A 22956-nucleotide genomic window follows, 5' to 3' on the forward strand; every position below is an offset into this window, starting at 1 on the left:
GCTCACGCCACGGGAGTGAGCCGCTCCCGCAGGAAGCCGACGACGCGTTCGCGCGCGGCGAGGGCGGGGTGTCCCGGGGTCTCGCGGACCTCCTCGGTCAGGACGGAGTGCGCGCTCGTGCCGAAGCCCCCTTCGTTGCCCGGTGCCGAGTCCAGCTCGATCACCTCGAACGCGTCGCCGAAGTGGCGGCGCAGCGTGGCGAAGCGGTCGGCGGGAACCAGCTTGTCGCCGGTGAAGCGCAGGCCGAGGGCGCACAGTCCGTCGTTCTTCGTGCGGGCCACGACCGTGTCGAACTCGGCGCGGGACAGGCCCGGGTCGACCCGCCGGGCCCGGCTCAGCGGCAGTTGCAGCGGCAGCGAGGGCTGGCTGAGCACCGGGGCGACGACGGCTTCGTCCACGGCGGCCGCCAGGGCGAAGCCGCCCGTGAAGCACATGCCGATGACGCCGACGCCGGGGCCCGGCGTGCGCGACGCCAGGTCCCGGGCCAGGGCCCGGAGGTAGTCGGCGAAGGGGCGGCGCGCGTCGGTGGCGAAGGCACGGAACTCGGCGGCCACGCAGACCCTGGCGATGACGCCGAGCACATATCCCGTCGACACCGGACGGCCCGGTTCACCGAACGGGGACGGAATCGCGACCGTGAACCCCTGTTCCACCAAATGGTCGCCGAGAGCGAGCACTTCGGGGGTCGCTCCCGGAATTTCGGGAACCAGGACGACGCCCGGACCAGTCCCTTTCTCATAGACATCATGGGTGAACCCGGCTCCGGTGAACGGAGCCCTGCTCCAGCCGGTGAGGTCCGATGTCGGCTGCGAACCTGACACGGCGCTCGCTCCCTTTCGTCACACGTGTCCGATGGGTAAGTGGAGTTCATGCATACAGCACACATGCGCGGAAGCACAGACCCCACCCGGCACCCCGTGCCACCCGACCCGCCGCCCGACCCACCGCCCGGACGGATCGTGGCCTGGCTCGGCAGACTCGGGCCCGTCGCCGTGGGATACGCCGTCTTCCAGGCCCTGGTGGGCCTGCTGCCCGACGCCCTCTTCGGCGACGCGGCCCGCTACTCGCTCGCCGTGGTCAGCGGCGTCGGCACGGGCCTGTGCGCCTGGCTCGCGGGCGCGCTCCTGCGGGCCCGCGCGACGGGGCGGGACGACGGGGCCGCGGGCGGCCTGAACGGGGTTCCCTCCCCGCGCGGCCCGCGCGCCGCGGCCACCGGGCCCGCCGCGCCGGAACCGGAGGCGCCGGGACCGCTGCCGGGGCTCTCCGCCGCCTCGTACGCGACGCTCGCCGAGCGTCTGACGGTCTTCGACGATCCGCTGCGCGGCCGTCTCACCGGCTGGCCGCACGCCCTCGACGAGCAGTCGCGGCCGATCCGGCCGACGGCGACCGGCACCGCGTACGGACTGCACATCGTCCTCGAACTCGGGCTGCCCGACGGGCGGTTGCGCGCCTCGGACCTGGTGGAGACGCTGTGGCGGCTGCGGCTGCCCGAGGGCGGCTGGGCCGCGCGTTCGCAGGGTGCGGTGGGCCGCCCCGAGGTGACCGCGCTCGTGCTCGGCGCGCTCGCGAGGGCGGGCGCGGACCCGCAGCGCCTGGCGGCCGAGGCGGAGCGGTGCACCGCGCGGTTCAGCCGCGAACTGGAGCCCGCGGGCGTGGAGATGACGCATGTCGTCACCACGGTGCTGCGCGGTCTGCTGCGCGCCGCGCCGGACTCGCCGGCCCTGCCCGTCCTGCGGGACGCGCTCGTCGACGGCGCCGTGACCGATCCGGCGCGCGGGCACCGGCGCTGCTGGGGCTCCCGGCTCACCCCGCTGCGCGGCAGGACGGTCGTACCCACGTCGGTGCACACGGCGCAGGCCGTCGTCGCCCTCGACCGGGCCGCCCGGGTGCTCGGCGAGGACGCCAACGCCCGTGCCACGCGCGAGGAGGGCGTCCGCTGGCTGCTCTCCTGCCCCGGCCCCGCGCACGACGGCTGCGAGGACCTGGAGAGCAGCCACGACACGGTGCGCCGCCCGCATCCGGTGGATGCCTCGCGCCACGAGGTGCTCTCCGTACGGCACTTCGCCGCGGCCTGGGTGGTACGGGCGCTGCTCACCCCGGGTGCCGTGGAGACCGCGGCGGACGAGGGGCAGGAGGCGGCCTGGCAGGAGCTGCTCTCGGGGGCGGCCGCCTCGGTGTGGCGGCAGCAGGAGGGCGGGATCTGGACGTGGGAAGGGGGCGATCTCGCCTACCCGATGTGGATGACCTATCAGGGACTTTCGGCGCTGCGGGCACATGCCGTATGGATGTATCAGCCGGGTATCTGAACCCCCGGTTCGGCGCGGTCGCGCGGGGACGAGGGGGAGAGTGCATTGGGTGGTCGGCACGTGCACAGCGCCAGGCGGCTCCTCGAAGGGGCCCTGGACGGGCCGACGGAGGACGACCTGGTGCGGGCCGCGCGCACGGTCGTCACCGAACTGGGCACCCCGGAGCGGCTGTTGCCGCTGGTGCGGGAGCTGGCGGGCGGCTTCGGCGACCCTTCTGGATGCGCACTCCTGTCGTACCGCCACGTGCTCGGCTTCGACAAGCTGCTCCTGATCGACGGCGGGCCCCGGCACATGCTGCGGGCGCACGTGTGGCATCCGGGGGCGGGGGCGCGCGAGGACATCCACAACCACCGTTCGCCGCTGGCCTCTTGTGTGGTGCGGGGCGCGCTCGGCATGGAGCTGTACGAACCCCATGACAGTGCCGACCCGGCAGCGGGCGGCGGCATCGCCACGTCGTGGTACCGGGAGTCCCTGTCGGGCGAGGAGGGCGACTGGCTCCTGGAACCGGCGGGCCGGGCCCGGCTGCGGCTCACGCAGACCGCGCAGTACGCGGCGGGCAGCGGCTATGCGTTGCCGCCGTACGCCCTGCACCGCGCATGGTGCGCGTCGACGGGCCCCACGGTCACGCTGTTCCTGGAGACCGGGGCGGGCCGACGGCAGTACACGGACGTGTTCACCGGCGCCGAACCGGACGCGCTCGCCTCGTCGGTCGCGAAGAAGCCGCTCGAAGTGCGGGACTATCTGGCGGAACTGACCGCGCTCGCCGGGCTGCTCGCCTGAGGGACGTGCCCGGTCAGCCGAAGGCCTGGCGGACGATCTCGCGGTTGTAGTCGTCGATGTCGACCGTGCCGAGCTCGGCGGGGGCGAGCCAGCGGTGGTCCTGGTCGGGCAGCGGCAGCACCACGTCGAAGGTGAGCGGCCTGATCAGGAAGTTGTCCTGCCAGTTCTTCACCTCGTGCCCGTGGTAGGTGCTGACGAAGGACGATTCGCCGACCTTGCGCAGCACTTGGCCGAGCAGTCCCGTCTCCTCCTTCAGCTCGCGCAGGACGCCGTCGCGCGGGCTCTCGCCCGCCTCCAGCTTTCCGCACGGCACGCCCCACACCCGGGGCAGGAACCGCTCACTCGCGCTGCGCCGCACGAGCAGCACACGGCCGCGGTGCGTCACGACAGCGGCCGCCAACCGGTTGTCACCGGGATAGTCCATGCCTTCCAACGTAGCGGGGATTTTGGGAGGGTGACAGTCAGGCGAGGGGCTCACCGGCCGTCGGCTCGCGTTCTCCCTGGTCGAGCCGGAACGGAGGGTAGACGTCCGTCAACAGACTGCCGTAGGCCATCACCCGTACGACCCAGCGGTGCAGTCCGATGTTGAGGTCGTACATGCCCTTGGGGTAGTGGCCGCGGAAGAGCAGGGTCACGCCCGCGTAGAAGGCGAGCAGCCCGGCGAGGCCGCCGTTGAAGCGGTAGCCGCCGGAGAGCAGGAGGACGACCGCGAGCTGCGGCAGGACGAGCAGCCACCACTTGACGAGGACCAGGCCCCTGGAGAGCCGCGCGGGGTGGTCGATCTCCAGGTGCGCGGGGTAGTCGGGGACGTCGCGCAGCGCGAAGGGCGGATAGCGGTCGGTGCCGAGCGTGCCGTACGCGTAGTACTCCACGCGCCAACTCCAGCGCAGCACACCGACGTTGAAGCCGAACAGGGCGCGCGGATAGCCGCCGGTGATCAGGACCGCGAAGAACGCGACCACGGTGACGAGGAAGAAGGCGATCCACAGGAAGAGGAGGACCAGGTAGTGCGGGATGGCGAGCAGCCACTTGACGAGCCACAGCCAGCGCGAGGGTACGGGGTCGTACTCCGTCCACAGCCGGACCGGACTTGCCGGGTGCTTGTGCGGTGCGGTGGCCATGGTCTCCATGGCGATCATCTCCCTCGCGGGCACGGGGCCGCGCCCGCCCTCCCCTCTCCATGTACGACCGGGAGCCGCTGTCGGCAAGGAGAGGCGCCGTGTCCGTTTCCTTCAAGACCGGGCGGCGGGCCGCTGCCTACGCTGCGGGCATGAACAGCACACCGACACCACGTTTCGATCTGATCGGCATCGTCACCTCCGACCTGGCGGCCTCGCTCGCCTTCTACCGCGGGCTCGGCCTGGAGTTCCCGGCCGGCGCCGAGGAGCAGCCGCACGTCGAGGCCACGCTGCCCGGCGGACTGCGCATCGCCTTCGACACCGAGGAGACGGTCCGCTCCTTCGCCACCGACTGGACGCCGCCCCCGAGTGCGGGGCGCATCGGGCTCGCCTTCCACTGCGGTACGGCCGAGGGCGTCGACACCGTGTACGAGGAGTTGGTGGGCGCGGGACACAAGGGTGAGATGGCGCCGTGGGACGCGGCCTGGGGCCAGCGGTACGCGGTCGTGCTCGACCCGGACGGGAACAGCGTCGACCTCTTCGCGCCGCTGGCCTCCGCCGGGTAGCGCCGCTGGCCTCCGCCGAGTAGCGCCGCTAGCCTCCGCCGGGTAGCGCCGCTAGCCTCCGCCGAGCAGCCCGGTCAGCGGCAGACCGGTCAACTCCTTGACGTCGCGGGCGAGATGGGCCTGGTCGGCGAAGCCCGCGGCGGCGGCCGTTGCCGCGTAGGGCGTCCCCGCGCGGGCCAGCGCGAGCGCCCGCTGCAGGCGCAGGATCCGGCCCAGCGTCTTGGGTCCGTAGCCGAACGCGGGCAGCGAACGGCGGTGCAGCAGACGGGCGTTGACGCCCAACGCCGCGGCGGTCGCGGCGACCGACATGCCCGCCTCCAGGCAGCCGACGACCTGGACGAGGAAGGGGTCGCCCCTGATCGGGCGGGGCGACGGGCCCGGGGCGGGGCAGGGCGTCCCGGCGTCGGCGGCGCGTTCCATGGCCACCGCCTCCAGGGCGGCCATCGGGTCGCCCGCGGCGTCCACGCGCTCGGCCAGGCGCCGCGCCTCGGCGGCGGTCCACAGGTCGGCGAGGTCCACGCGCCGGTCGCGCAGCTCGTGCGCGGGCACGCCCAGGAAGGACGGGGCGGTGCCCGGGTAGAAGCGGACGCCGACGTACCGTCCGGGACCGCCGCCGGGATCGTACGCACGGGTGTCCGGGCCCGCGACGAACAGCCTGCCCTCGGTCCACAGCAGGTCCATGCAGCCGTCCGGCAGGACGGGGCGCGCGGCACCGGGGCCGTCCGCCGCCGCGCGGGTCCACACGACCGCGCCGGTCAGCAGGGAAGGACGCTCCCGGTAGGCGCCGGAGCCGGTCTCCTCGGTCACAGGGAAAAGGCTACGCCGCGCGCGTGCGGTGCTCCTGCGGGCTGATCCCGTAGACCCGCTTGAAGGCGCTGGACAGGGCGAACGCGCTGCCGTACCCGACCCGGCGCGCTATCGAGCCGATCGTCAGCTCGCTGTCGCGCAGCAGGTCGGCGGCGAGCGCGAGCCGCCAGTTCGTCAGGTACGTCATCGGGGGCTCGCCCACGAGTTCCGCGAACCGCCGGGCGAGCGCGGCCCGCGAGACACCCGACTTCGCGGCGAGGTCCGCGATCGTCCAGGGGTGCGCGGGATCGTCCTGGAGCAGCCGCAGTGCGCGGCCGACGACCGGGTCGCCCATCGCGCGGTACCAGGCGGGCGCGGCCGCCTCGGGGCGGGAGAACCAGGCGCGCAGCGCGGCGATCAGGAGCAGGTCGAGGAGCCGGTCGAGGACGACGTCCTGGCCCGGCTCGTCCTTGCCGATCTCCTCGGCGAGCAGCGGGGTGAGCGGGCAGTCCCACACCTCCGTCGGCAGGACGAGGAGCGGCGGCAGCGCGTCCAGGAGCCGGTCGGTGATCTCGCCCCGCATCTGATAGGTGCCGATCAGCATCTCCACGGGGCTCTCGGCCGACTCGCCCCAGGCGCGCAGGCCGAGGTCCCGGTAGCGCGCGACCGGGGCGCCGTCCAGCGGCACGCAGTGCTGGGCGGGGCGGATCTCGGCGAACGGGGCCGTGCCCACGTCGTCGGCGCAGGTGTAGTGGCCGGGGCCGCGCGCGATCGCGAGGTCGCCGGGGCGGATGAGCTGCGGCCGCGTGCCGTCGTCGGGGACGATCCAGGCGCTGCCGCTCACCATGATCATGACGGACACGGGTGCCTCGTCCGCGATCCGGACGGACCAGGGGGGCTCGAACAGGGCGCGGATCATGAAGGCTCCTCGCGCGCGCGGGCCTTCGAGCAGTCCTCCGAGTACGTCCATGACGGCAGCGTAGACGCACGCGCATGGCCGTGAGCTTCTCGGCGATGGTCCCGGTGCACGCGCGGAAGTTCACTGAAGCCATGACGACGAACACAGAGAACATGACGGTGCTGGTGACGGGCGCGACGGGACGGGTCGGCCGCAGGGTCGTGGAGTCCGCGCAGGCCGCCGGGCTCACCGTGCGCGCGGCCTCGCGGTCCGGCGCGGTGCGGTTCGACTGGGACGACCGCTCGACCTGGGCGGACGCCCTGCGCGGTGCCGACGCGGCGCACATCGCCTACCTGCCGGACGTCGGTGCCCCCGGCGCGGCCGACGCGGTCGGCGCCTTCGCGCGGCTCGCCGTCGAACTCGGCGTACGGCGGCTCACGCTCCTCTCGGCGCGCGGCGAGGACCAGGCGCACGCCACGGAGCGGGCCGTACAGGAGTCCGGTGCCGAGTGGACCGTCCTGCGGGCCAGTTGGTTCGCGCAGAACCTCAGCGAGGGGCCCCTCCTCGACGGGATGCGCGGCGGGGAACTCGTCTTCCCCGGCGGCGAGGTGCTCGAACCCTTCATCGACGCACGGGACATCGCGGACGTGGCGGTCGCCGCGCTCACCGGCGGCGACCGGTACACGGGACAGGTCCTCGACCTCACAGGCCCCCGGCTCCTCTCCTTCCGCCAGGCGGTCGCCGAGGTGGCGCGGGCGGCGGGCCGCGACATCGCGTACGTCCCGGTGACCGCGCGCGAGTACGGGGTCGCCCTCGCGGAGTTCGGGCTTTCCGCGGAGGAGGTCGAGTTCCTCGTCGGACTCTTCGAGACGAACCTCGACGGGCGCAATGCGGTGCTCTCCGCGGGAGTACGAGAGGTGCTGGGCCGGGGGCCCCGGGACTTCGCGGACTTTGCCCGGGAGTGTGCGGACGACGGGGTCTGGAAGGCCTGACCCGCCCGTCCGGGGCGTGGCCTCCCGGGGCTCCGGCCCGGACCCCGCTCCTCAGTCGCCGGAGGGGCTGTTCTCCCCGCCACCGTTCCCGTTGCGTTTGGCGTGTGTCCGCAGCCGTGAGGTCACGTCGTCCGGCGGCAGGAAGCGCGACCACCGCTCGGGGAACTCGGACGGCATCTCGGGGTCGTCCGGGTCCACCGGGGCCTCGCGGGCGGCGGCCGCGCGGGCGACGACCTCCGCGGCCTGGGCCTCCCTTATGCGGTCGTTGGCGGCACGCGCCGCCGCCGTGGCGACGGAGGGCCAGACCCGGTCGATCGCGGCGTTGACCGCGGCGCCGACCAGGACCGCGAAGGCCGAGACGCCGATCCACAGGAGGACGGCGACGGGGGCGGCGAGGGAGCCGTAGATCGTGGGGCCCTCGACCGTGCTGGTGAGGTAGATGCGCAGCAGGAAGCTGCCGAGGACCCACATGGCGAGGGCGATGAGCGCGCCCGGCATGTCCTCGACCCAGGGCGAACGCACCGGTACGGACACGTGGTAGAGCGTCGTCAGGAAGACCACGGAGAGGATGACGACGACCGGCCAGTACAGGATCTGGACGACCGTCGTGGAGCCGGGCAGGAGTTTCACCACCGCGTCGGGCCCCGCCACCATCAGCGGCAGCGCGACGGAGCCGATCAGCAGGGCCACGAGGAACAGGCCGAAGGCGAGGATCCGGGTCTTGACGATGCCGCGCACACCGTCGAGGCCGTACATCACGGTGATGGTGTCGATGAAGACGTTCACCGCGCGCGAGCCCGACCACAGGGCGAAGAGGAAGCCGATGGAGATGATGTCGGGCCTGCTGACCCGCATGACGTCCTCCAGTATCGGCTGGGCGATCTGGCTGACGCCGCGGTCGGAGAGGACCGTGCGGGACGCCTCCAGGATGTTGCTCTCGACGCTGGCGATCGTGTTGGCGCCGGTCCACCGGTCGACGTAGGCGAGCAGCCCGATCAGGCTCAGGAGCAGCGGCGGCACGGAGAGCAGCGTGAAGAACGCCGCCTCGGCCGCGAGTCCCAGGATGCGGTACTCCATGCACGAGTTGACGGTGTCCTTGAGCAGCAGCCAGGCGGTCCGTCGCTTGGAGACGTTGCGGTAGAGAGCGCGGGCCCGGTTCCAGCGTCCGGAGGGCCGCCCGGGTGTTTCTTTTGCCTGGTGCACCTCCTTACCGTAGCGGCATGGCAGCCACCACCCACACAGTGACCAACCAGGCTCCGCCCCTGGTGGGATATGACGTATTCGCGTCCGACCGGGCCCTCGTGGAGGGTGTCGAGCGGCATCTGGAACCGGCACTCCTCGATTCCGCCCGCGAGGAGCTCTCGTTGCTCGGCCGCGCCGCGGGTTCCGCCCAGGTGCAGGAGTGGGGCGTGCAGGCCAATGAGAATCCTCCCGTTCTGCGCACGCACGACCGTTACGGGAACCGGGTCGACGAGGTCGACTTCCATCCGGCGTGGCACCGGCTGCTCGGCAAGGCGGTCTCCGCGGGGCTGACCGGCGCCTGGTCGCGGCCCGGCGGGCATGTGCGGCGGGCCGCGGGATTCCTGGTGTGGAGCCAGGCGGAGGGCGGGCACGGGTGCCCGGTCTCCATGACGCACGCCGCGGTGCCCGCGCTGCGCACGGACCCCGCGCTCGCCGCCGAGTGGGAGCCGCGGCTGACCTCTTCCGTGTACGACGAGGGGCTGCGCCCGGCGTCGCGGAAGGCGGGTGTCATCTTCGGGATGGGCATGACGGAGAAGCAGGGCGGCAGCGACGTACGGGCCAATACGACGCGGGCGCGGGCGCTCGCGGAGGACGGCACGTACGCGCTGACGGGCCACAAGTGGTTCTGCTCCGCGCCCATGTCGGACGGGTTCCTGGTGCTCGCGCAGGCCGAGCAGGGCCTCACCTGCTTCCTGGTGCCGCGGGTCCTCGAAGACGGCTCGCGGAACGTCTTCGCCATCCAGCGCCTCAAGGACAAGCTGGGCAACAGGTCCAACGCGTCGAGCGAGGTGGAGTTCGACGGGACGTGGGCGCGCCGGGTCGGCGACGAGGGGCGCGGGGTGCGCACCATCATCGAGATGGTCGCGGCGACCCGCCTCGACTGTGTGATCGGCTCGGCGGCGCTGATGCGGCAGGCCGTCGCACAGGCGGTGCACCACGCCACGTACCGGGAGGCGTTCGGCGGCAAGCTCGTCGACAAGCCGCTCATGCGCAACGTGCTCGCCGATCTGGCCCTGGAGTCGGAGGCGGCCACGACGCTCGCGATGCGGCTCGCCGCGGCGTACGACGACGGGGGCGAGCAGGAGCAGGCGTTCCTGCGTCTCGCGGTGCCCGCCGCCAAGTACTGGGTGACCAAGCGCTGTACGCCGTTGGCCGGTGAGGCCCTGGAGTGCCTGGGCGGCAACGGCTACGTCGAGGAGTCGGGCATGCCCCGGCTGCTGCGCGAGGCGCCGCTCAACTCCATCTGGGAGGGCTCGGGCAACGTCCAGGCGCTTGATGTGCTGCGGGCGCTGCAGCGCGAGCCGCTGGCCCTGAACGCCTTCCTGCAGGAGGTCGGGAAGGCGCGCGGCGCCGACCACCGCCTGGACGGCGCGATCAAGGACATGCTGACCGAACTCGCCGATCTGGAGGGCATCGAGGCGCGGGCGCGGCGGCTCGTGGAGCGGATGGCGCTCGTGCTCCAGGGCTCGCTGCTGGTGCGGTACGCGCCGCCCGAGGTCGCCGACGCCTTCTGTGCCTCGCGGCTCGGCGGGGACTGGGGCGCGGCGTTCGGCACGCTGCCGCACAGTCTCGATCTGGCGTCGGTGGTGGAGCGGGCCGCGCCGCGGTGCCCCTGACCGGCGTCAGTTCCAGCCGGACTCCCGGCTGACGCGGGGGTGGTGCTGCGCCGACACGGCACCACCCCCGTCTTCAGGCCCCGTTGAGGAGCGCGAACACCGCACGGGCGGTGTGCTGTCCAGATTCGGGCCCCGTACGGCTGTTCGCCAGAGTTGCATGAGGTTGCAACTCACCGGGACAGCCAGTTGATTCATCTCCGAAGCATCACCCCGGGCAGTCCGCAAGGGGCACGATGAACTGAGAGCCCCTCCGCACGTTTCTGACCGGAAAGGACCCTGTGGTGACGAACGCGAACTCGACGATCGACCTCGCGCGGATCTCCGACATGGACCTCGCGCACGCAGCGCGGCTCCTGAAGGGGGTCCGGGACGCGACACTCTCCGGGCAGCGGCCCCGCGTCCAGCCGCGGCCGGTGATCGGCGACTCCTGGGGACGCATGATGCTGCGCGGGGTCGACCCCGACCACGACTTCAGGTCCCGGCTCCTGACCGAGCAGGAACTGGCGGAGCGCCGGCGCGGCTCGCCGCTCGGGGACATCCTGCCGGTCCTGCGCGACGCCCTGGTGTCGGTGGCCGACGCCGCGCACCACATCATGGTCGTCTGCGACGCGGACGGCCGTGTGCTGTGGCGCGAGGGCAGCTCGTCCGTGCTGCGCAAGGCGGACTCGCTCGGCTTCGAACTCGGCGCCGACTGGAACGAGAGCGTCGTCGGCACGAACGGCGTCGGGACGCCCCTGGTGGTCCGCCGCCCCGTCCAGGTCTTCTCCGCCGAGCACTTCGTGCAGACCCACCATCCCTGGACGTGCACGGGTGCGCCCGTGACCGATCCGCGGGACGGCAGACTCCTCGGCGTCGTGGACGTCAGCGGCCCGCTGCAGACCATGCACCCGGCGACGCTCGCCCTGGTCGACTCGGTGGCCAAGCTCGCCGAGGCCCGGCTGCGGGACCGGCACATCACGTCCCTCGACCGGCTGCGCGCGGTGGCCGCGCCGGTCCTCGCCCGGCTCACCGGACGGGCCGTCGCGGTGGATGTGCACGGCTGGACCGCCGCGGTGACGGGCATGGCCCCCGCGGACCGCTTCACGCTCCCCAAGTCCCTCGCGGCGGGCCGCACTTGGCTGCCCTCCCTCGGCCCCTGCCTGGCGGAACCGCTGCCCGGCGGCTGGCTGCTGCGCCCCGAGGACCCCCGGGACACCCCCGAGCCGCTCGCCGCGACCCGGCTCGTCCTGGACGTGAGCAGCCCCCGGTACTGGACCCTCGCGGTGCTCGGCGGCGCCCGCGACTGGACCCACGACCTGAGCCCGCGCCACGCCGAGCTGCTCTTCCTGCTCTCCACGCACCGCAGGGGCCGCAGTGCCTCGGGCCTGGCCGACGACATGTTCGGCGACCCGGCCCGCACGGTCACGGTGCGCGCCGAACTCTCCCGCGTGCGGCGCTACTTGGGCGGACTGCTCGCCCATCGCCCCTACCGCTTCCACGAGGACATCGATGTCCAGGTGATCCTGCCCGCCAATCCGGCGGAGCTCCTGCCGCACTCGCTGGCCCCGGCGATACGACGGGCGAGGAGCGTGGCGGAGCCATGAGCCACGGCCCCCGTCATGGACCCGGCCGCGCCGCGGAGCCCGGCCCATGATTCGCTGAGCGGCATGAGCATCACTGTCACCACGTGGTCCCTGGAGCAGACGTCCCCCACGGACCTGCTGCCCGCCGCGGCCCCCGACGACGACGTACGGATCGTGCGCGCCGAAGTGCCCTCGCCCGAGTTCAGCCGGTTCCTGTACGCGTCCGTGGGCGGGGACATCCGCTGGACCGACCGGCTGTCCATGACCCATGCGGAGTGGCAGAAGCTGCTCGACCGGCCGGGCGTGGAGACCTGGGTCGCCTATGAGAAGGGGACGCCCGCCGGATACGTGGAGTTCGCGGCGCGCGGTGAGCAGGGGGACGCGGCCGAGGGCGTCGTCGAGATCGTGTACTTCGGGCTGCTGCCCGCCTTCCGGGGCCGCCGCATCGGCGGGCACCTCCTGTCGTACGCCACCGCGCGCGCCTGGGACCTGGCCGAGCGGTGGCCGGGGCTCGCGCCGACCGAGCGGGTGTGGCTGCACACCTGCTCCAAGGACGGCGAGCACGCCATGGACAACTATCTGCGGCGCGGCTTCAAGCTCTTCGACACCAAGGTCGAGCAGGAGCCCGACGTCCCGAACCCGGGACCGTGGCCGGGGGCCGCGCGCGACTGACCCGCTCCGCGGGCGGCCCCGTCGGTACCCTCGGGTCCCGCCGCGCCTCCCGCGACCCACTGTGACCGATGACACCTCTGTCCACGATACGGGACAGAGGTGTCCGCATTTTGGATAATGCTGGACTGGGCCGAAAGTCCCGTGACACGCTTCCGTCATGGATCGCACTGGAACAGCCTTGGTGAGTCGGCGTCACGTCGACCTCGGCCGCATGTCCAGCGCCATGTGTCCGGCCTGCTGATCGACTCAGCCCCGCCACACTTCTGAGCACCGCTCCCCCTGAACACTCTCCCTGCGCAGCGCCGCGCGCACATCTCGTCATGTGCCCATCCCCGCAGGTCAGAGACGCATGTCTCGCTGCCCCGAAGGACGTACACCCATGCCCGCAACCCCAGAGAAGCCCGCCCCAGCCACGCCCCGCCGCAAGGCGAGCCGTCACCGCGGCGAGGGACAGTGGGCCGTGGGTCACTTCACTCCGCTCAACGGCAACGAGCAGTTCAAGAAGGATGACGACGGTCTCAATGTGCGGACACGCATTGAGACGATCTACTCGAAGCGCGGATTCGACTCCATCGACCCCAATGATCTTCGCGGGCGGATGCGCTGGTGGGGTCTGTACACCCAGCGCAAGCCCGGGATCGACGGCGGCAAGACCGCGGTCCTCGAGCCGGAGGAGCTGGACGACGAGTACTTCATGCTCCGCGTGCGCATCGACGGCGGGCGTCTGACCACCGAGCAGCTGCGGGTCATCGGCGAGATCTCCCAGGAGTTCGCGCGCGGCACCGCCGACCTCACCGACCGGCAGAACATCCAGTACCACTGGATCCGCATCGAGGACGTCCCCGAGATCTGGCGGCGCCTGGAGGCCGTCGGGCTCTCCACCACCGAGGCCTGCGGCGACACGCCCCGCGTGATCCTCGGCTCGCCGGTCGCGGGCGTCGCCGCGAACGAGATCATCGACGGCTCCCCCGCCATCGACGAGATACAGCGCCGCTTCATCGGCAACCCCGACTTCTCCAACCTGCCGCGCAAGTTCAAGTCCGCCATCTCGGGATCGCCGCAGCTCGACGTCGCGCACGAGATCAACGACATCGCGTTCGTCGGCGTCGAGCACCCCGAGCACGGCCCCGGCTTCGACCTGTGGGTCGGCGGCGGCCTCTCCACCAACCCCAAGCTGGGCGTGCGCCTCGGCACATGGGTCTCCCTCGATGACGTGCCGGACGTGTACGGCGGCGTCATCGGGATCTTCCGCGACTACGGCTACCGGCGCCTGCGCAACCGCGCCCGTCTGAAGTTCCTCGTCGCCGACTGGGGCCCGGAGAAGTTCCGGCAGATCCTGGAGGACGAGTACCTGAAGCGGAAGCTGACCGACGGGCCCGCGCCCGAGCAGCCCGCGGGCACCTGGCGCGACCACCTCGGCGTGCACCGGCAGAAGGACGGCCGCTTCTACGTCGGCTTCGCGCCCCGCGTCGGCCGCGTGGACGGCGCCACGCTCACCAAGATCGCCGAGGTCGCCGAAGGCCACGGCTCGGGCCGGCTGCGCACCACCGCCGAGCAGAAGATGATCGTGCTCGACGTGGCCGAGGACCAGGTCGACTCGCTGGTCTCCGCGCTCGAAGCCCTCGATCTGCGGGTCAAGCCCTCGCCCTTCCGGCGCGGCACGATGGCCTGCACCGGCATCGAGTTCTGCAAGCTCGCCATCGTCGAGACCAAGGCGCGCGGCGCCTCGCTCATCGACGAACTGGAGCGCCGCATCCCGGAGTTCGACCAGCCCATCACCATCAACATCAACGGCTGCCCGAACGCCTGCGCCCGCATCCAGGTCGCCGACATCGGCCTCAAGGGCCAGCTCGTCCTCGACGACGCGGGCAACCAGGTCGAGGGCTACCAGGTGCACCTGGGCGGCGCGCTCGGCCTGGAGGCGGGCTTCGGCCGCAAGGTCCGCGGCCTGAAGGTCACCGCGACCGAACTGCCCGACTACATCGAGCGGGTCGTCAAGCGCTTCGAGGCGGAGCGCACGGACGGCGAGCGCTTCGCCACCTGGGCGGCCCGCGCCGACGAGGAGGCTCTCAAGTGAGCGAGCGAGCCGCCCCCTTCTACTGCCCCTACTGCGGCGACGAGGACCTGCGTCCGAACGAGACCGGTCACGGCGCCTGGGAATGCGCGGCGTGCAACCGCGCATTCCAGCTGAAGTTCCTCGGGCTGCTCGCCCGCGGAGTTCGGCACACCAGCGGTGGAGGGGACCAGATATGACGACTGCTCAGAGTCGGCAGGAGCGTACGGACGAGGAGTTGAAGGCGCTCGCCGAGCAGGCCGGGCGCGACCTGGAGGACGCGTCCGCCCTGGAGATCCTGCGGTGGGCGGCCGAGACCTTCGGCGACCGGTTCTGCGTGACCTCCTCGATGGAGGACGCGGTCGTGGCGCACCTCGCCTCGCGGGCCAGGCCCGGCGTGGACGTCGTGTTCCTCGACACCGGCTACCACTTCCCGGAGACCATCGGCACCCGCGACGCCGTCGAGGCCGTGATGGACGTGACCGTCCTGACCCTGACGCCGCGTCAGACGGTGGCCGAGCAGGACGCCGAGTACGGGCCGAAGCTGCACGACCGCGACCCCGACCTGTGCTGCGGGCTGCGCAAGGTGCAGCCCCTGGAGGACGGCCTCACGGGGTACGCCGCGTGGGCCACGGGACTGCGCCGCGACGAGTCGCCGACCCGCGCGAACACCCCGGTCGTCGGCTGGGACGAGAAGCGCCGCAAGGTCAAGGTGTCGCCGATCGCCCGCTGGACGCAGGACGACGTGGACGCCTACGTCGCCGAGCACGGCGTGCTCACCAACCCGCTCCTGATGGACGGTTACGGCTCCGTGGGCTGCGCCCCGTGCACCCGCCGCCTCCTTGAGGGCGAGGACGCGCGGGCCGGCCGCTGGGCCGGGAACGCCAAGACCGAGTGCGGGATCCACTGATGGCCGCGCCGCAGACCCCGCAGCAACAGACCCGGGAGAACCACGTGACGACCGGAGCCACCGTCTGGCTCACCGGCCTGCCCAGCGCCGGCAAGACCACCATCGCGTACGAACTGGCGGGCCGCCTGCGCGCGGAGGGCCGCCGCGTCGAGGTGCTCGACGGCGACGAGATCCGCGAGTTCCTCTCGGCGGGCCTCGGCTTCAGCCGCGAGGACCGGCACACCAATGTGCAGCGGATCGGCTTCGTCGCCGAACTCCTCGCGCGCAACGGCGTGCTGGCGCTCGTCCCGGTGATCGCCCCGTTCGCGGACAGCCGCGAGGCGGTCCGCAAGCGCCACCAGGCGAACGGCACCGCGTATGTCGAGGTGCATGTCGCGACGCCGGTCGAGGTCTGCTCCGTACGCGATGTGAAGGGCCTGTACGCCAAGCAGGCGGCGGGCGAGATATCCGGGCTCACCGGGGTCGACGACCCCTACGAGGCGCCGGACTCCCCCGATCTGCGCATCGAGTCGCAGGACCAGACCGTGCAGGAGTCGGCAGCGGCCCTGAAGGCTCTGCTCACCGAGAGGGGTCTCGCATGACCACCGTCGCCACAGTGAACGACGAGGGCACCGACAGCCCCTACGCGCTCAGCCACCTGGACGCCCTGGAGTCCGAGGCGGTGCACATCTTCCGCGAGGTGGCGGGCGAGTTCGAGCGGCCGGTGATCCTCTTCTCCGGCGGCAAGGACTCCATCGTCATGCTGCATCTGGCGCTGAAGGCGTTCGCCCCCGCGGCGGTCCCCTTCTCGCTGCTGCACGTCGACACCGGGCACAACTTCCCCGAGGTCATCGAGTACCGCGACCGCGTGGTCGCCGAGCACGGGCTCCGGCTGCACGTCGCGTCCGTGCAGGAGTACATCGACGCGGGCAAGCTCCGCGAGCGGCCCGACGGGACGCGCAATCCGCTGCAGACCGTGCCGCTCACCGAGAAGATCCAGAGCGAGAAGTTCGACGCGGTCTTCGGCGGCGGGCGCCGCGACGAGGAGAAGGCCCGCGCCAAGGAGCGCGTCTTCAGCCTCCGCGACGAGTTCTCGCAGTGGGACCCGCGCCGCCAGCGCCCCGAGCTGTGGCAGCTCTACAACGGCCGCCACGCGCCCGGCGAGCACGTCCGCGTCTTCCCGCTGTCCAACTGGACCGAGCTGGACGTGTGGCAGTACATCGCCCGCGAGGAGATCGAGCTCCCCGAGATCTACTTCGCGCACGAGCGGGACGTCTTCCAGCGCTCGGGGATGTGGCTGACCGCGGGCGAGTGGGGCGGCCCCAAGGACGGCGAGACGGTCGTGAGACGCCTGATCCGCTACCGCACGGTCGGCGACATGTCCTGCACCGGAGCCGTCGACTCGGACGCGACGACGCTGGACGCCGTCATCGCCGAGATCGCCGCGTCCCGCCTCACCGAGCGCGGGGCGACGCGGGCCGACGACAAGCTCTCCGAGGCCGCGATGGAAGACCGCAAGCGCGAGGGGTACTTCTAACCATGAGCAACAGCACCACCGAGCCCGTACAGCCGCTCTCCACCGAGCAGTTGTCGGCCACCACCCTGCTGCGGTTCGCCACCGCCGGTTCCGTCGACGACGGCAAGTCCACCCTGGTGGGCCGCCTGCTGCACGACTCCAAGTCGGTCCTCACCGACCAGCTGGAGGCCGTGGAACGCGTGTCGGCGAGCCGCGGCGCGGAGGCCCCCGACCTGGCACTGCTCACGGACGGTCTGCGGGCCGAGCGGGAGCAGGGCATCACCATCGACGTGGCGTACCGCTACTTCGCCACGGCCCGGCGCCGGTTCATCCTCGCCGACACCCCGGGGCATGTGCAGTACACCCGGAACATGGTCACGGGTGCCTCCACGGCCGACCTCGCCGTCGTCCTGGTCGACGCCCGCAACGGCGTCATCGAGCAGACCCGCAGGCACGCCGCGGTCGCCGCGCTCCTGCGCGTCCCGCACGTCGTCCTCGCGGTCAACAAGATGGACCTCGTCGCGTACGAGGAGTCGGTCTTCGCGAAGATCGCCGAGGAATTCACCGCGTACGCCAGCGAGTTGGGCGTCCCGGAGATCACCGCGATCCCGATCTCCGCGCTCGCCGGTGACAATGTCGTCGAGCCGTCCTCCAACATGGACTGGTACGGCGGCCCGACCGTCCTGGAGCACCTGGAGACGGTCCCGGTCAGCCACGACCTGACCTCCTGCCACGCGCGTCTGCCCGTGCAGTACGTGATCCGCCCGCAGACCGCCGAGCACCCCGACTACCGCGGCTACGCGGGCCAGATCGCGGCCGGTACGTTCCGGGTCGGCGAGTCCGTGACGGTGCTTCCGTCGGGCCGGACGTCGAAGGTCGCGGGGATCGACCTCCTGGGCAAGCCGGTGGACGTGGCGTGGACGCCGCAGTCCGTCACGCTGCTCCTGGAGGACGACATCGACATCTCGCGCGGCGACCTGATCGTGCCGAGCGGCGACGTCCCCAAGGCCACGCAGGACGTCGAGGCGACGGTCTGCCACGTCGCGGACACCGCGCTCGCCGTCGGCCAGCGGGTGCTGCTCAAGCACACCACCCGTACGGTCAAGGCGATCGTGAAGGAGATCCCCTCCAGGCTCACCCTGGACGACCTCTCGCAGCACCCGGAGCCCGGGCAGCTCGTCGCCAATGACATCGGCCGCGTCAAGGTCCGCACCGCCGAGCCGCTCGCGCTCGACGCCTACGCGGACTCGCGGCGCACCGGTTCGTTCCTGCTGATCGACCCGGCGGACGGCACGACGCTCGCGGCGGGCATGGTCGGCGAGGCCTTCGCCACGGCCGCCGAGGAGACCGACTCCGCCACGGACGGCAGTGATGACGGGTGGGACTTCTGACCATGACCTACGTCGACGTATTCGCGACGTTCGCGAAAGAGGGCGGCCGCATCGGCAGCGGCGCCCTCGGCAGCGGGCAGGGCGGGGTCGCGCGATGTGCGTGAAGACGTACGCGCACCGCTCGCGCGCCCACGCACCGTCCCCCGCACGACGAAGACGAAGACCTGCCGACCACCCGGCCGCGCCCTGACGGCGTGAGCGCCGGGCCAACGAGAGGACCACCTCCCGTGCCTGCACGACGTACCCGACTCACCGCCATCGCGGCACTCCCCCTGCTCGCCCTGGCGCTCGGCGCCTGCGGCTACGGCTCCGAGGCGGACAAGAACGACGAGAAGTCCAAGGTCGCATCGGGCGCCGAGAAGATCGAAGGACTGGACAGCGTGAAGATCGGGTACTTCCCGAACCTCACCCACGCCACCGCCCTGGTCGGCAACCAGGAGGGCCTGTTCCAGAAGGAACTCGGCGGCACGGAGGCGAAGTACTCCCAGTTCAACGCGGGCCCCTCGGAGATCGAGGCGCTCAACGCGGGCTCCATCGACATCGGCTGGATCGGCCCGTCGCCCGCCATCAACGGCTACACCAAGTCCCAGGGCAAGAACCTGCGCATCATCGGCGGTTCGGCCTCCGGCGGTGTGAAGCTCGTGGTGAACCCGAAGAAGATCAAGTCCCTGGACGACGTCAAGGGCAAGAAGATCGCGACGCCGCAGCTCGGCAACACCCAGGACGTGGCCTTCCTCAACTGGATCGCCGAGAAGGGCTGGGACGTCGACGCGCAGAGCGGCAAGGGCGACGTGTCGGTGGTCCGCACCGACAACAAGATCACCCCCGACGCCTACAAGTCCGGCTCCATCGACGGCGCCTGGGTGCCGGAGCCGACCGCGTCCAAGCTGGTCGCCGAGGGCGGCAAGGTCCTCCTCGACGAGGCCGACCTGTGGCCGGACAAGAAGTTCGTGATCACGAACATCATCGTGAAGCAGAGCTTCCTGAAGGACCACCCGAAGGTCGTCGAGGCCGTCCTGCGCGGCGCGGTGAAGACCAACGCGTGGATCGCGAAGAACCCCGAGAAGGCCAAGGCCGCCGCGAACGCCCGGCTGAAGGCGGACTCCGGCAAGGCGCTGCCCGCCGAGGTGATCGACCCGGCGTGGAAGTCCATCCAGACGACCAACGACCCGCTGGCCTCGACGCTCGACGCCGAGGCGGACCACGCGGTCAAGGCCGGACTCCTGGAGAAGCCCGACCTCAAGGGCATCTACGACCTCGGTCCGCTGAACAAGGTCCTGAAGGCCGCGGGCGAGTCCCCGGTCGACGACGCCGGTCTCGGCGTCAAGTAGCCCCGGTAGAAGACCAGTTCCCAGGAGGTGACGACCATGGCAACCACCCTCGCCAAGGCCGCGGAGGACAGCCGCGGCACGGCACCGCACGCCGCCAGGATCGAGCACGTCTCGAAGTCCTTCGGCGGACCCGCCGGGCCGCAGCTCGTCCTCGACGACATCACGCTCGATGTCGCCCCCGGCGAGTTCGTCACCCTCCTGGGAGCCTCGGGCTGCGGAAAGTCGACGCTGCTCAACCTGGTCGCCGGGCTTGACGGGCCGTCCGCCGGCACCATCAGCACGGACGGCCGCCCCGCGCTGATGTTCCAGGACCACGCGCTCTTCCCGTGGCTGACCGCGGGCAAGAACATCGAACTCGCCCTGAAGCTGCGCGGCATGCCCAAGGCGGAGCGCCGCGCCCGGGCCGATGAACTGCTGGAACTCGTACGGCTGCAGGGGGCGCACGGCAAGCGGGTGCACGAGCTGTCCGGCGGCATGCGCCAGCGGGTCGCGCTGGCCCGCGCGCTCGCCCAGGACAGCCAACTCCTGCTGATGGACGAGCCGTTCGCGGCGCTCGACGCGATCACCCGGGACGTCCTGCACGACGAGCTGACCCGCGTCTGGCGCGAGACGAACGTCTCCGTCCTGTTCGTCACGCACAACGTGCGCGAGGCCGTGCGGCTCGCCCAGCGCGTGGTGCTCCTCTCGTCGCGTCCCGGCCGGGTGGCGCACGAGTGGCGGGTCGACATCCCGCACCCGCGCCGCATCGAGGACACCGCCGTGGCGGAACTGTCCGTCGAGATCACCGAACAACTGCGTGGGGAGATCCGCCGCCATGGCAAGCACTGACTCGACGACCCCGGTCAAGGACAAGGCCGCGGGCGGCGGCCAGGACCTCGCGGGCCTGGAGGCGGGTCTCGACGCCCTGGAGACGCGCACCGGTCCGACCCGTGTGCCGGTGCGCCAGGTCCTGGTCCAGAAGGTCCTTCCGCCGCTCACCGCGGTGGTGCTCGTCCTGGTGGTCTGGCAGGCGCTGGTCTCCTTCAAGATCGTCGACGACCCGACCAAGCTCCCCTCGCCGTCCGCGGTGTGGGACGAGGTGACCGAGGCGTGGAAGCAGGGCACCCTGCTCGACTTCATCTGGACGTCCGTCTCGCGCGGCCTGCTCGGCTTCCTCTTCGCCCTGGTGATCGGCACGCCGCTCGGCCTGATCGTCGCCCGGGTGCGGTTCATCAGGGCCGCGATCGGCCCGATCCTCTCCGGCCTCCAGTCGCTGCCCTCGGTCGCCTGGGTGCCGCCCGCGGTGCTCTGGCTCGGCCTCAACAACCAGATGATGTACGCGGTGATCCTGCTCGGCGCCGTGCCCTCCATCGCCAACGGCCTGGTCTCGGGCGTCGACCAGGTGCCGCCGCTGTTCCTGCGCGCGGGCCGCACACTCGGCGCGACGGGCCTGAAGCACACCTGGCACATCGTGCTCCCCGCGGCGCTGCCCGGCTATCTCGCGGGCCTCAAGCAGGGCTGGGCGTTCTCCTGGCGGTCGCTGATGGCCGCGGAGATCATCGCGTCCTCGCCCGACCTCGGCGTGGGCCTCGGCCAGCTCCTGGAGAACGGCCGCAACGCCAGCTCCATGCCCATGATCTTCCTGGCCATCTTCCTCATCCTGATCGTCGGCATCGCCATCGACCTGCTGATCTTCAGCCCGCTGGAGCGGCGCGTCCTGCGCGGCCGCGGTCTCCTCGTGAAGAGCTGACCGTCATGCACCGTCCCGTACTCCTGATCATCGCCCACGGCAGCCGCGACCCGCGGCACGCCGAGACCGTGCACGCCCTGGTGCGCGAGGTCCGCACGCTGCGCCCGGGACTGCGAGTGGAGACGGGCTTCCTCGACTTCAACGCGCCCACCGTGACAGGGGTGTTGAAGCGGCTCGCGGCCGAGGGCGTGCGGGACGTGGTGGCGCTGCCGCTCCTGCTGACCCGCGCCTTCCACGCGAAGGCGGACATCCCCGCGGTGCTGCGCGCGGCACCCGCGGGCCTGCGCATCCGGCAGGCGGCGGTCCTCGGCCCGTCGCCGCTGCTCATGGCCGCCCTGGAACAGCGGCTGCACGAAGCGGGGCTGAGCCCCGCGGACAAGTCCTCGACCGGGGTCGTGCTGGCCTCGGCGGGGTCCTCGGACCCGGAGGCGATCGCAGTGATCGCTGAAATCGCGCGGGAGTGGCGGCTCACCGGTTGGTGTGCCGTGCGGCCTGCGTTCGCCTCCGCATCTCTGCCGCGCACGGCGGACGCCGTGCGCGCCCTACGGGCCGAGCCCGGCGTGCGGCGCGTCGCGGTGGCGCCGTACGTGCTGGCCCCCGGCTTCCTGCCGGACCGGATCGCGCGCGGTGCCGCCGATGCCGATGTGCTCGCCGATGTGCTCGGCCCGGCACCGGCGGTGGCGCGGCTGCTGCTGCGCCGCTACGCCGAGGCGTACGCACCGGGTGACTCCCGGGTAGCCACCCTGGCGCGGATTCCCGCGCTGGCCTAGCTTGTAGGGGCATGACCCCGAGCCGATCCCGCACACTGTGGCTGCGGACCGAACCCCTGCACGCGGTGATCTACTTCGACGAGCGCTGCCGGGGCCTCGGCAGGGCCGTGGGCCTCAAGGGCTTCTGGATGGGGTACTTCGCCGCCCGTACGGCTCCGATGGGCCGGGTGGGATCCGCGGTCGCCACGGCCGCGCTCGGCGTCTTCGCCCCCGGCATGGTGGCACGCGCCCTGCCGTCGGCCTGGGAGTACACGTCGCCGGACCGGGTCATCGAGGAGCGCGCCCGCCGCACCGCCCGGGCGCTGCGCCAACTGGTGCCCGGCATCGACGCGTTGGCGTCCGCCGTCAATCCGCTCCTGTCCGCCGTGGTCGAGGACGCGCCGCCGCTGGCCCGCCCGCTGTTCGCCGCCAACCGCGATCTGCACGAGCGGGCCGACCCGGTGGAGCGGCTGTGGCAACTGACCACCTGCGTCCGCGAGTTCAGGGGCGACGCCCATGTCACGGCGCTCGCCGACCATGGCCTCGACGCCCGCGAGGCCCTCGCCCTCGCCGCGGCGACCGGCCGGGTGGCCGCGGACGGCATCCGGCGGGACCGGGGCTGGAGCGAGGAGGAGTGGGCGGTCACCGCGGACCGGATGCGCGTCCGCGGCCTGGTCGACGCCGCGGGAACGGCGACCGAACAGGGCCGTGCAGAACGCCAGTTGATCGAGAGCGCCACGGACCGCCTGTCGGCACGCCT

25 protein-coding genes are annotated in these 22956 nt (G+C 72.0%); 19 read left to right on the forward strand and 6 right to left on the reverse strand.

From position 1 onward, the window contains the following. Positions 1–2: 2 nt before the first annotated feature. Positions 3–821, reverse strand: a complete 819-nt coding sequence (locus ACFWZ2_RS30155; RefSeq protein WP_384551002.1) for a dienelactone hydrolase family protein — start codon at positions 819–821, stop codon at positions 3–5. 63 nt (positions 822–884) lie between these two features. Here ACFWZ2_RS30155 and ACFWZ2_RS30160 point away from each other — a divergent pair, with 63 nt between their 5' ends. After that, positions 885–2306: a hypothetical protein gene (locus ACFWZ2_RS30160; protein WP_384551004.1), complete on the forward strand. Its 1422-nt coding sequence runs from the start codon at positions 885–887 to the stop codon at positions 2304–2306. A gap of 45 nt (positions 2307–2351) precedes the next feature. Next, positions 2352–3086 (forward strand): hypothetical protein, encoded by a 735-nt coding sequence (locus tag ACFWZ2_RS30165; protein WP_384551006.1) that lies wholly within the window; start codon positions 2352–2354, stop codon positions 3084–3086. 13 nt (positions 3087–3099) lie between these two features. Here the strand turns inward: ACFWZ2_RS30165 and ACFWZ2_RS30170 are convergent, their stop codons facing one another. After that, on the reverse strand, positions 3100–3510 hold the full coding sequence (locus ACFWZ2_RS30170) for an NUDIX hydrolase (RefSeq protein ID WP_384551008.1): 411 nt from the start codon (positions 3508–3510) through the stop codon (positions 3100–3102). A gap of 37 nt (positions 3511–3547) precedes the next feature. Next, entirely contained in the window at positions 3548–4216 is a 669-nt protein-coding gene (locus ACFWZ2_RS30175; RefSeq protein ID WP_384551010.1) for a DUF4389 domain-containing protein, read from the reverse strand. Positions 4217–4356: 140 nt separating this feature from the next. Between ACFWZ2_RS30175 and ACFWZ2_RS30180 the strand changes: the two genes are divergently transcribed. Next, the gene (locus ACFWZ2_RS30180) at positions 4357–4770 is read left to right on the forward strand and encodes a VOC family protein (RefSeq protein ID WP_384551012.1); all 414 of its coding nucleotides are present in this window, start codon (positions 4357–4359) and stop codon (positions 4768–4770) included. 51 nt (positions 4771–4821) lie between these two features. On the opposite strand, the gene ACFWZ2_RS30185 is transcribed toward ACFWZ2_RS30180, so the two are convergent. Then, positions 4822–5577: a DUF6597 domain-containing transcriptional factor gene (locus tag ACFWZ2_RS30185; RefSeq protein WP_384551014.1), complete on the reverse strand. Its 756-nt coding sequence runs from the start codon at positions 5575–5577 to the stop codon at positions 4822–4824. Positions 5578–5587: 10 nt separating this feature from the next. Further along, positions 5588–6526 carry an AraC family transcriptional regulator gene (locus ACFWZ2_RS30190; RefSeq protein ID WP_384551016.1) on the reverse strand — a complete coding sequence of 313 codons (939 nt, stop codon included), beginning with the start codon at positions 6524–6526 and terminating at the stop codon, positions 5588–5590. An 80-nt stretch (positions 6527–6606) separates the two neighbouring features. Here ACFWZ2_RS30190 and ACFWZ2_RS30195 point away from each other — a divergent pair, with 80 nt between their 5' ends. Next, on the forward strand, positions 6607–7446 hold the full coding sequence (locus ACFWZ2_RS30195; RefSeq protein ID WP_384551018.1) for an NAD(P)H-binding protein: 840 nt from the start codon (positions 6607–6609) through the stop codon (positions 7444–7446). A gap of 51 nt (positions 7447–7497) precedes the next feature. On the opposite strand, the gene ACFWZ2_RS30200 is transcribed toward ACFWZ2_RS30195, so the two are convergent. After that, positions 7498–8649, reverse strand: a complete 1152-nt coding sequence (locus ACFWZ2_RS30200; protein WP_384551020.1) for a YihY/virulence factor BrkB family protein — start codon at positions 8647–8649, stop codon at positions 7498–7500. A gap of 17 nt (positions 8650–8666) precedes the next feature. Here ACFWZ2_RS30200 and ACFWZ2_RS30205 point away from each other — a divergent pair, with 17 nt between their 5' ends. From ACFWZ2_RS30205 to ACFWZ2_RS30275, 15 genes are all read left to right on the forward strand, one after another. Beyond that, positions 8667–10304, forward strand: a complete 1638-nt coding sequence (locus ACFWZ2_RS30205) for an acyl-CoA dehydrogenase family protein (RefSeq protein ID WP_384551021.1) — start codon at positions 8667–8669, stop codon at positions 10302–10304. A 326-nt stretch (positions 10305–10630) separates the two neighbouring features. Continuing rightward, complete coding sequence (locus tag ACFWZ2_RS30210) at positions 10631–11887, forward strand: GAF domain-containing protein (protein WP_384551077.1); 1257 nt, start codon at positions 10631–10633, stop codon at positions 11885–11887. A gap of 63 nt (positions 11888–11950) precedes the next feature. Then, entirely contained in the window at positions 11951–12538 is a 588-nt protein-coding gene (locus tag ACFWZ2_RS30215; protein ID WP_384551023.1) for a GNAT family N-acetyltransferase, read from the forward strand. Positions 12539–12695: 157 nt separating this feature from the next. Further along, positions 12696–12779, forward strand: coding sequence for a putative leader peptide (locus tag ACFWZ2_RS30220; protein WP_324611535.1), 84 nt, complete (start codon positions 12696–12698; stop codon positions 12777–12779). 138 nt (positions 12780–12917) lie between these two features. After that, entirely contained in the window at positions 12918–14615 is a 1698-nt protein-coding gene (locus ACFWZ2_RS30225) for a nitrite/sulfite reductase (RefSeq protein WP_384551025.1), read from the forward strand. After that, complete coding sequence (locus tag ACFWZ2_RS30230) at positions 14612–14791, forward strand: hypothetical protein (protein WP_384551026.1); 180 nt, start codon at positions 14612–14614, stop codon at positions 14789–14791. The genes ACFWZ2_RS30225 and ACFWZ2_RS30230 overlap by 4 nt, the downstream gene beginning before the upstream one ends. Then, on the forward strand, positions 14788–15501 hold the full coding sequence (locus ACFWZ2_RS30235; protein ID WP_384551028.1) for a phosphoadenylyl-sulfate reductase: 714 nt from the start codon (positions 14788–14790) through the stop codon (positions 15499–15501). Before ACFWZ2_RS30230 ends, ACFWZ2_RS30235 begins: the two co-directional genes overlap by 4 nt. Continuing rightward, positions 15501–16082, forward strand: a complete 582-nt coding sequence (gene cysC / locus ACFWZ2_RS30240) for an adenylyl-sulfate kinase (RefSeq protein WP_384551030.1) — start codon at positions 15501–15503, stop codon at positions 16080–16082. Before ACFWZ2_RS30235 ends, cysC begins: the two co-directional genes overlap by 1 nt. Next, positions 16079–17017, forward strand: coding sequence for a sulfate adenylyltransferase subunit CysD (cysD, locus tag ACFWZ2_RS30245; protein ID WP_384551032.1), 939 nt, complete (start codon positions 16079–16081; stop codon positions 17015–17017). The genes cysC and cysD overlap by 4 nt, the downstream gene beginning before the upstream one ends. Before the next feature lie 2 nt (positions 17018–17019). Continuing rightward, positions 17020–18387 (forward strand): sulfate adenylyltransferase subunit 1, encoded by a 1368-nt coding sequence (locus ACFWZ2_RS30250; RefSeq protein WP_384551034.1) that lies wholly within the window; start codon positions 17020–17022, stop codon positions 18385–18387. Positions 18388–18614: 227 nt separating this feature from the next. Further along, a complete protein-coding gene (locus tag ACFWZ2_RS30255; protein WP_384551036.1) occupies positions 18615–19718 on the forward strand; it encodes an ABC transporter substrate-binding protein in 1104 nt (367 codons plus the stop codon). Between the two features lie 36 nt (positions 19719–19754). Then, positions 19755–20546, forward strand: coding sequence for an ABC transporter ATP-binding protein (locus ACFWZ2_RS30260; RefSeq protein ID WP_384551038.1), 792 nt, complete (start codon positions 19755–19757; stop codon positions 20544–20546). Beyond that, entirely contained in the window at positions 20533–21447 is a 915-nt protein-coding gene (locus ACFWZ2_RS30265; protein ID WP_384551040.1) for an ABC transporter permease, read from the forward strand. Before ACFWZ2_RS30260 ends, ACFWZ2_RS30265 begins: the two co-directional genes overlap by 14 nt. A 5-nt stretch (positions 21448–21452) precedes the next feature. After that, complete coding sequence (locus ACFWZ2_RS30270; RefSeq protein WP_384551042.1) at positions 21453–22217, forward strand: sirohydrochlorin chelatase; 765 nt, start codon at positions 21453–21455, stop codon at positions 22215–22217. 11 nt (positions 22218–22228) lie between these two features. Beyond that, positions 22229–22956: hypothetical protein (locus ACFWZ2_RS30275; RefSeq protein ID WP_384551080.1), on the forward strand; the 728-nt coding region annotated here is incomplete at its 3' end.

It is taken from the genome of Streptomyces sp. NPDC059002 (genome assembly GCF_042740435.1).
GTDB lineage: Bacteria > Actinomycetota > Actinomycetes > Streptomycetales > Streptomycetaceae > Streptomyces.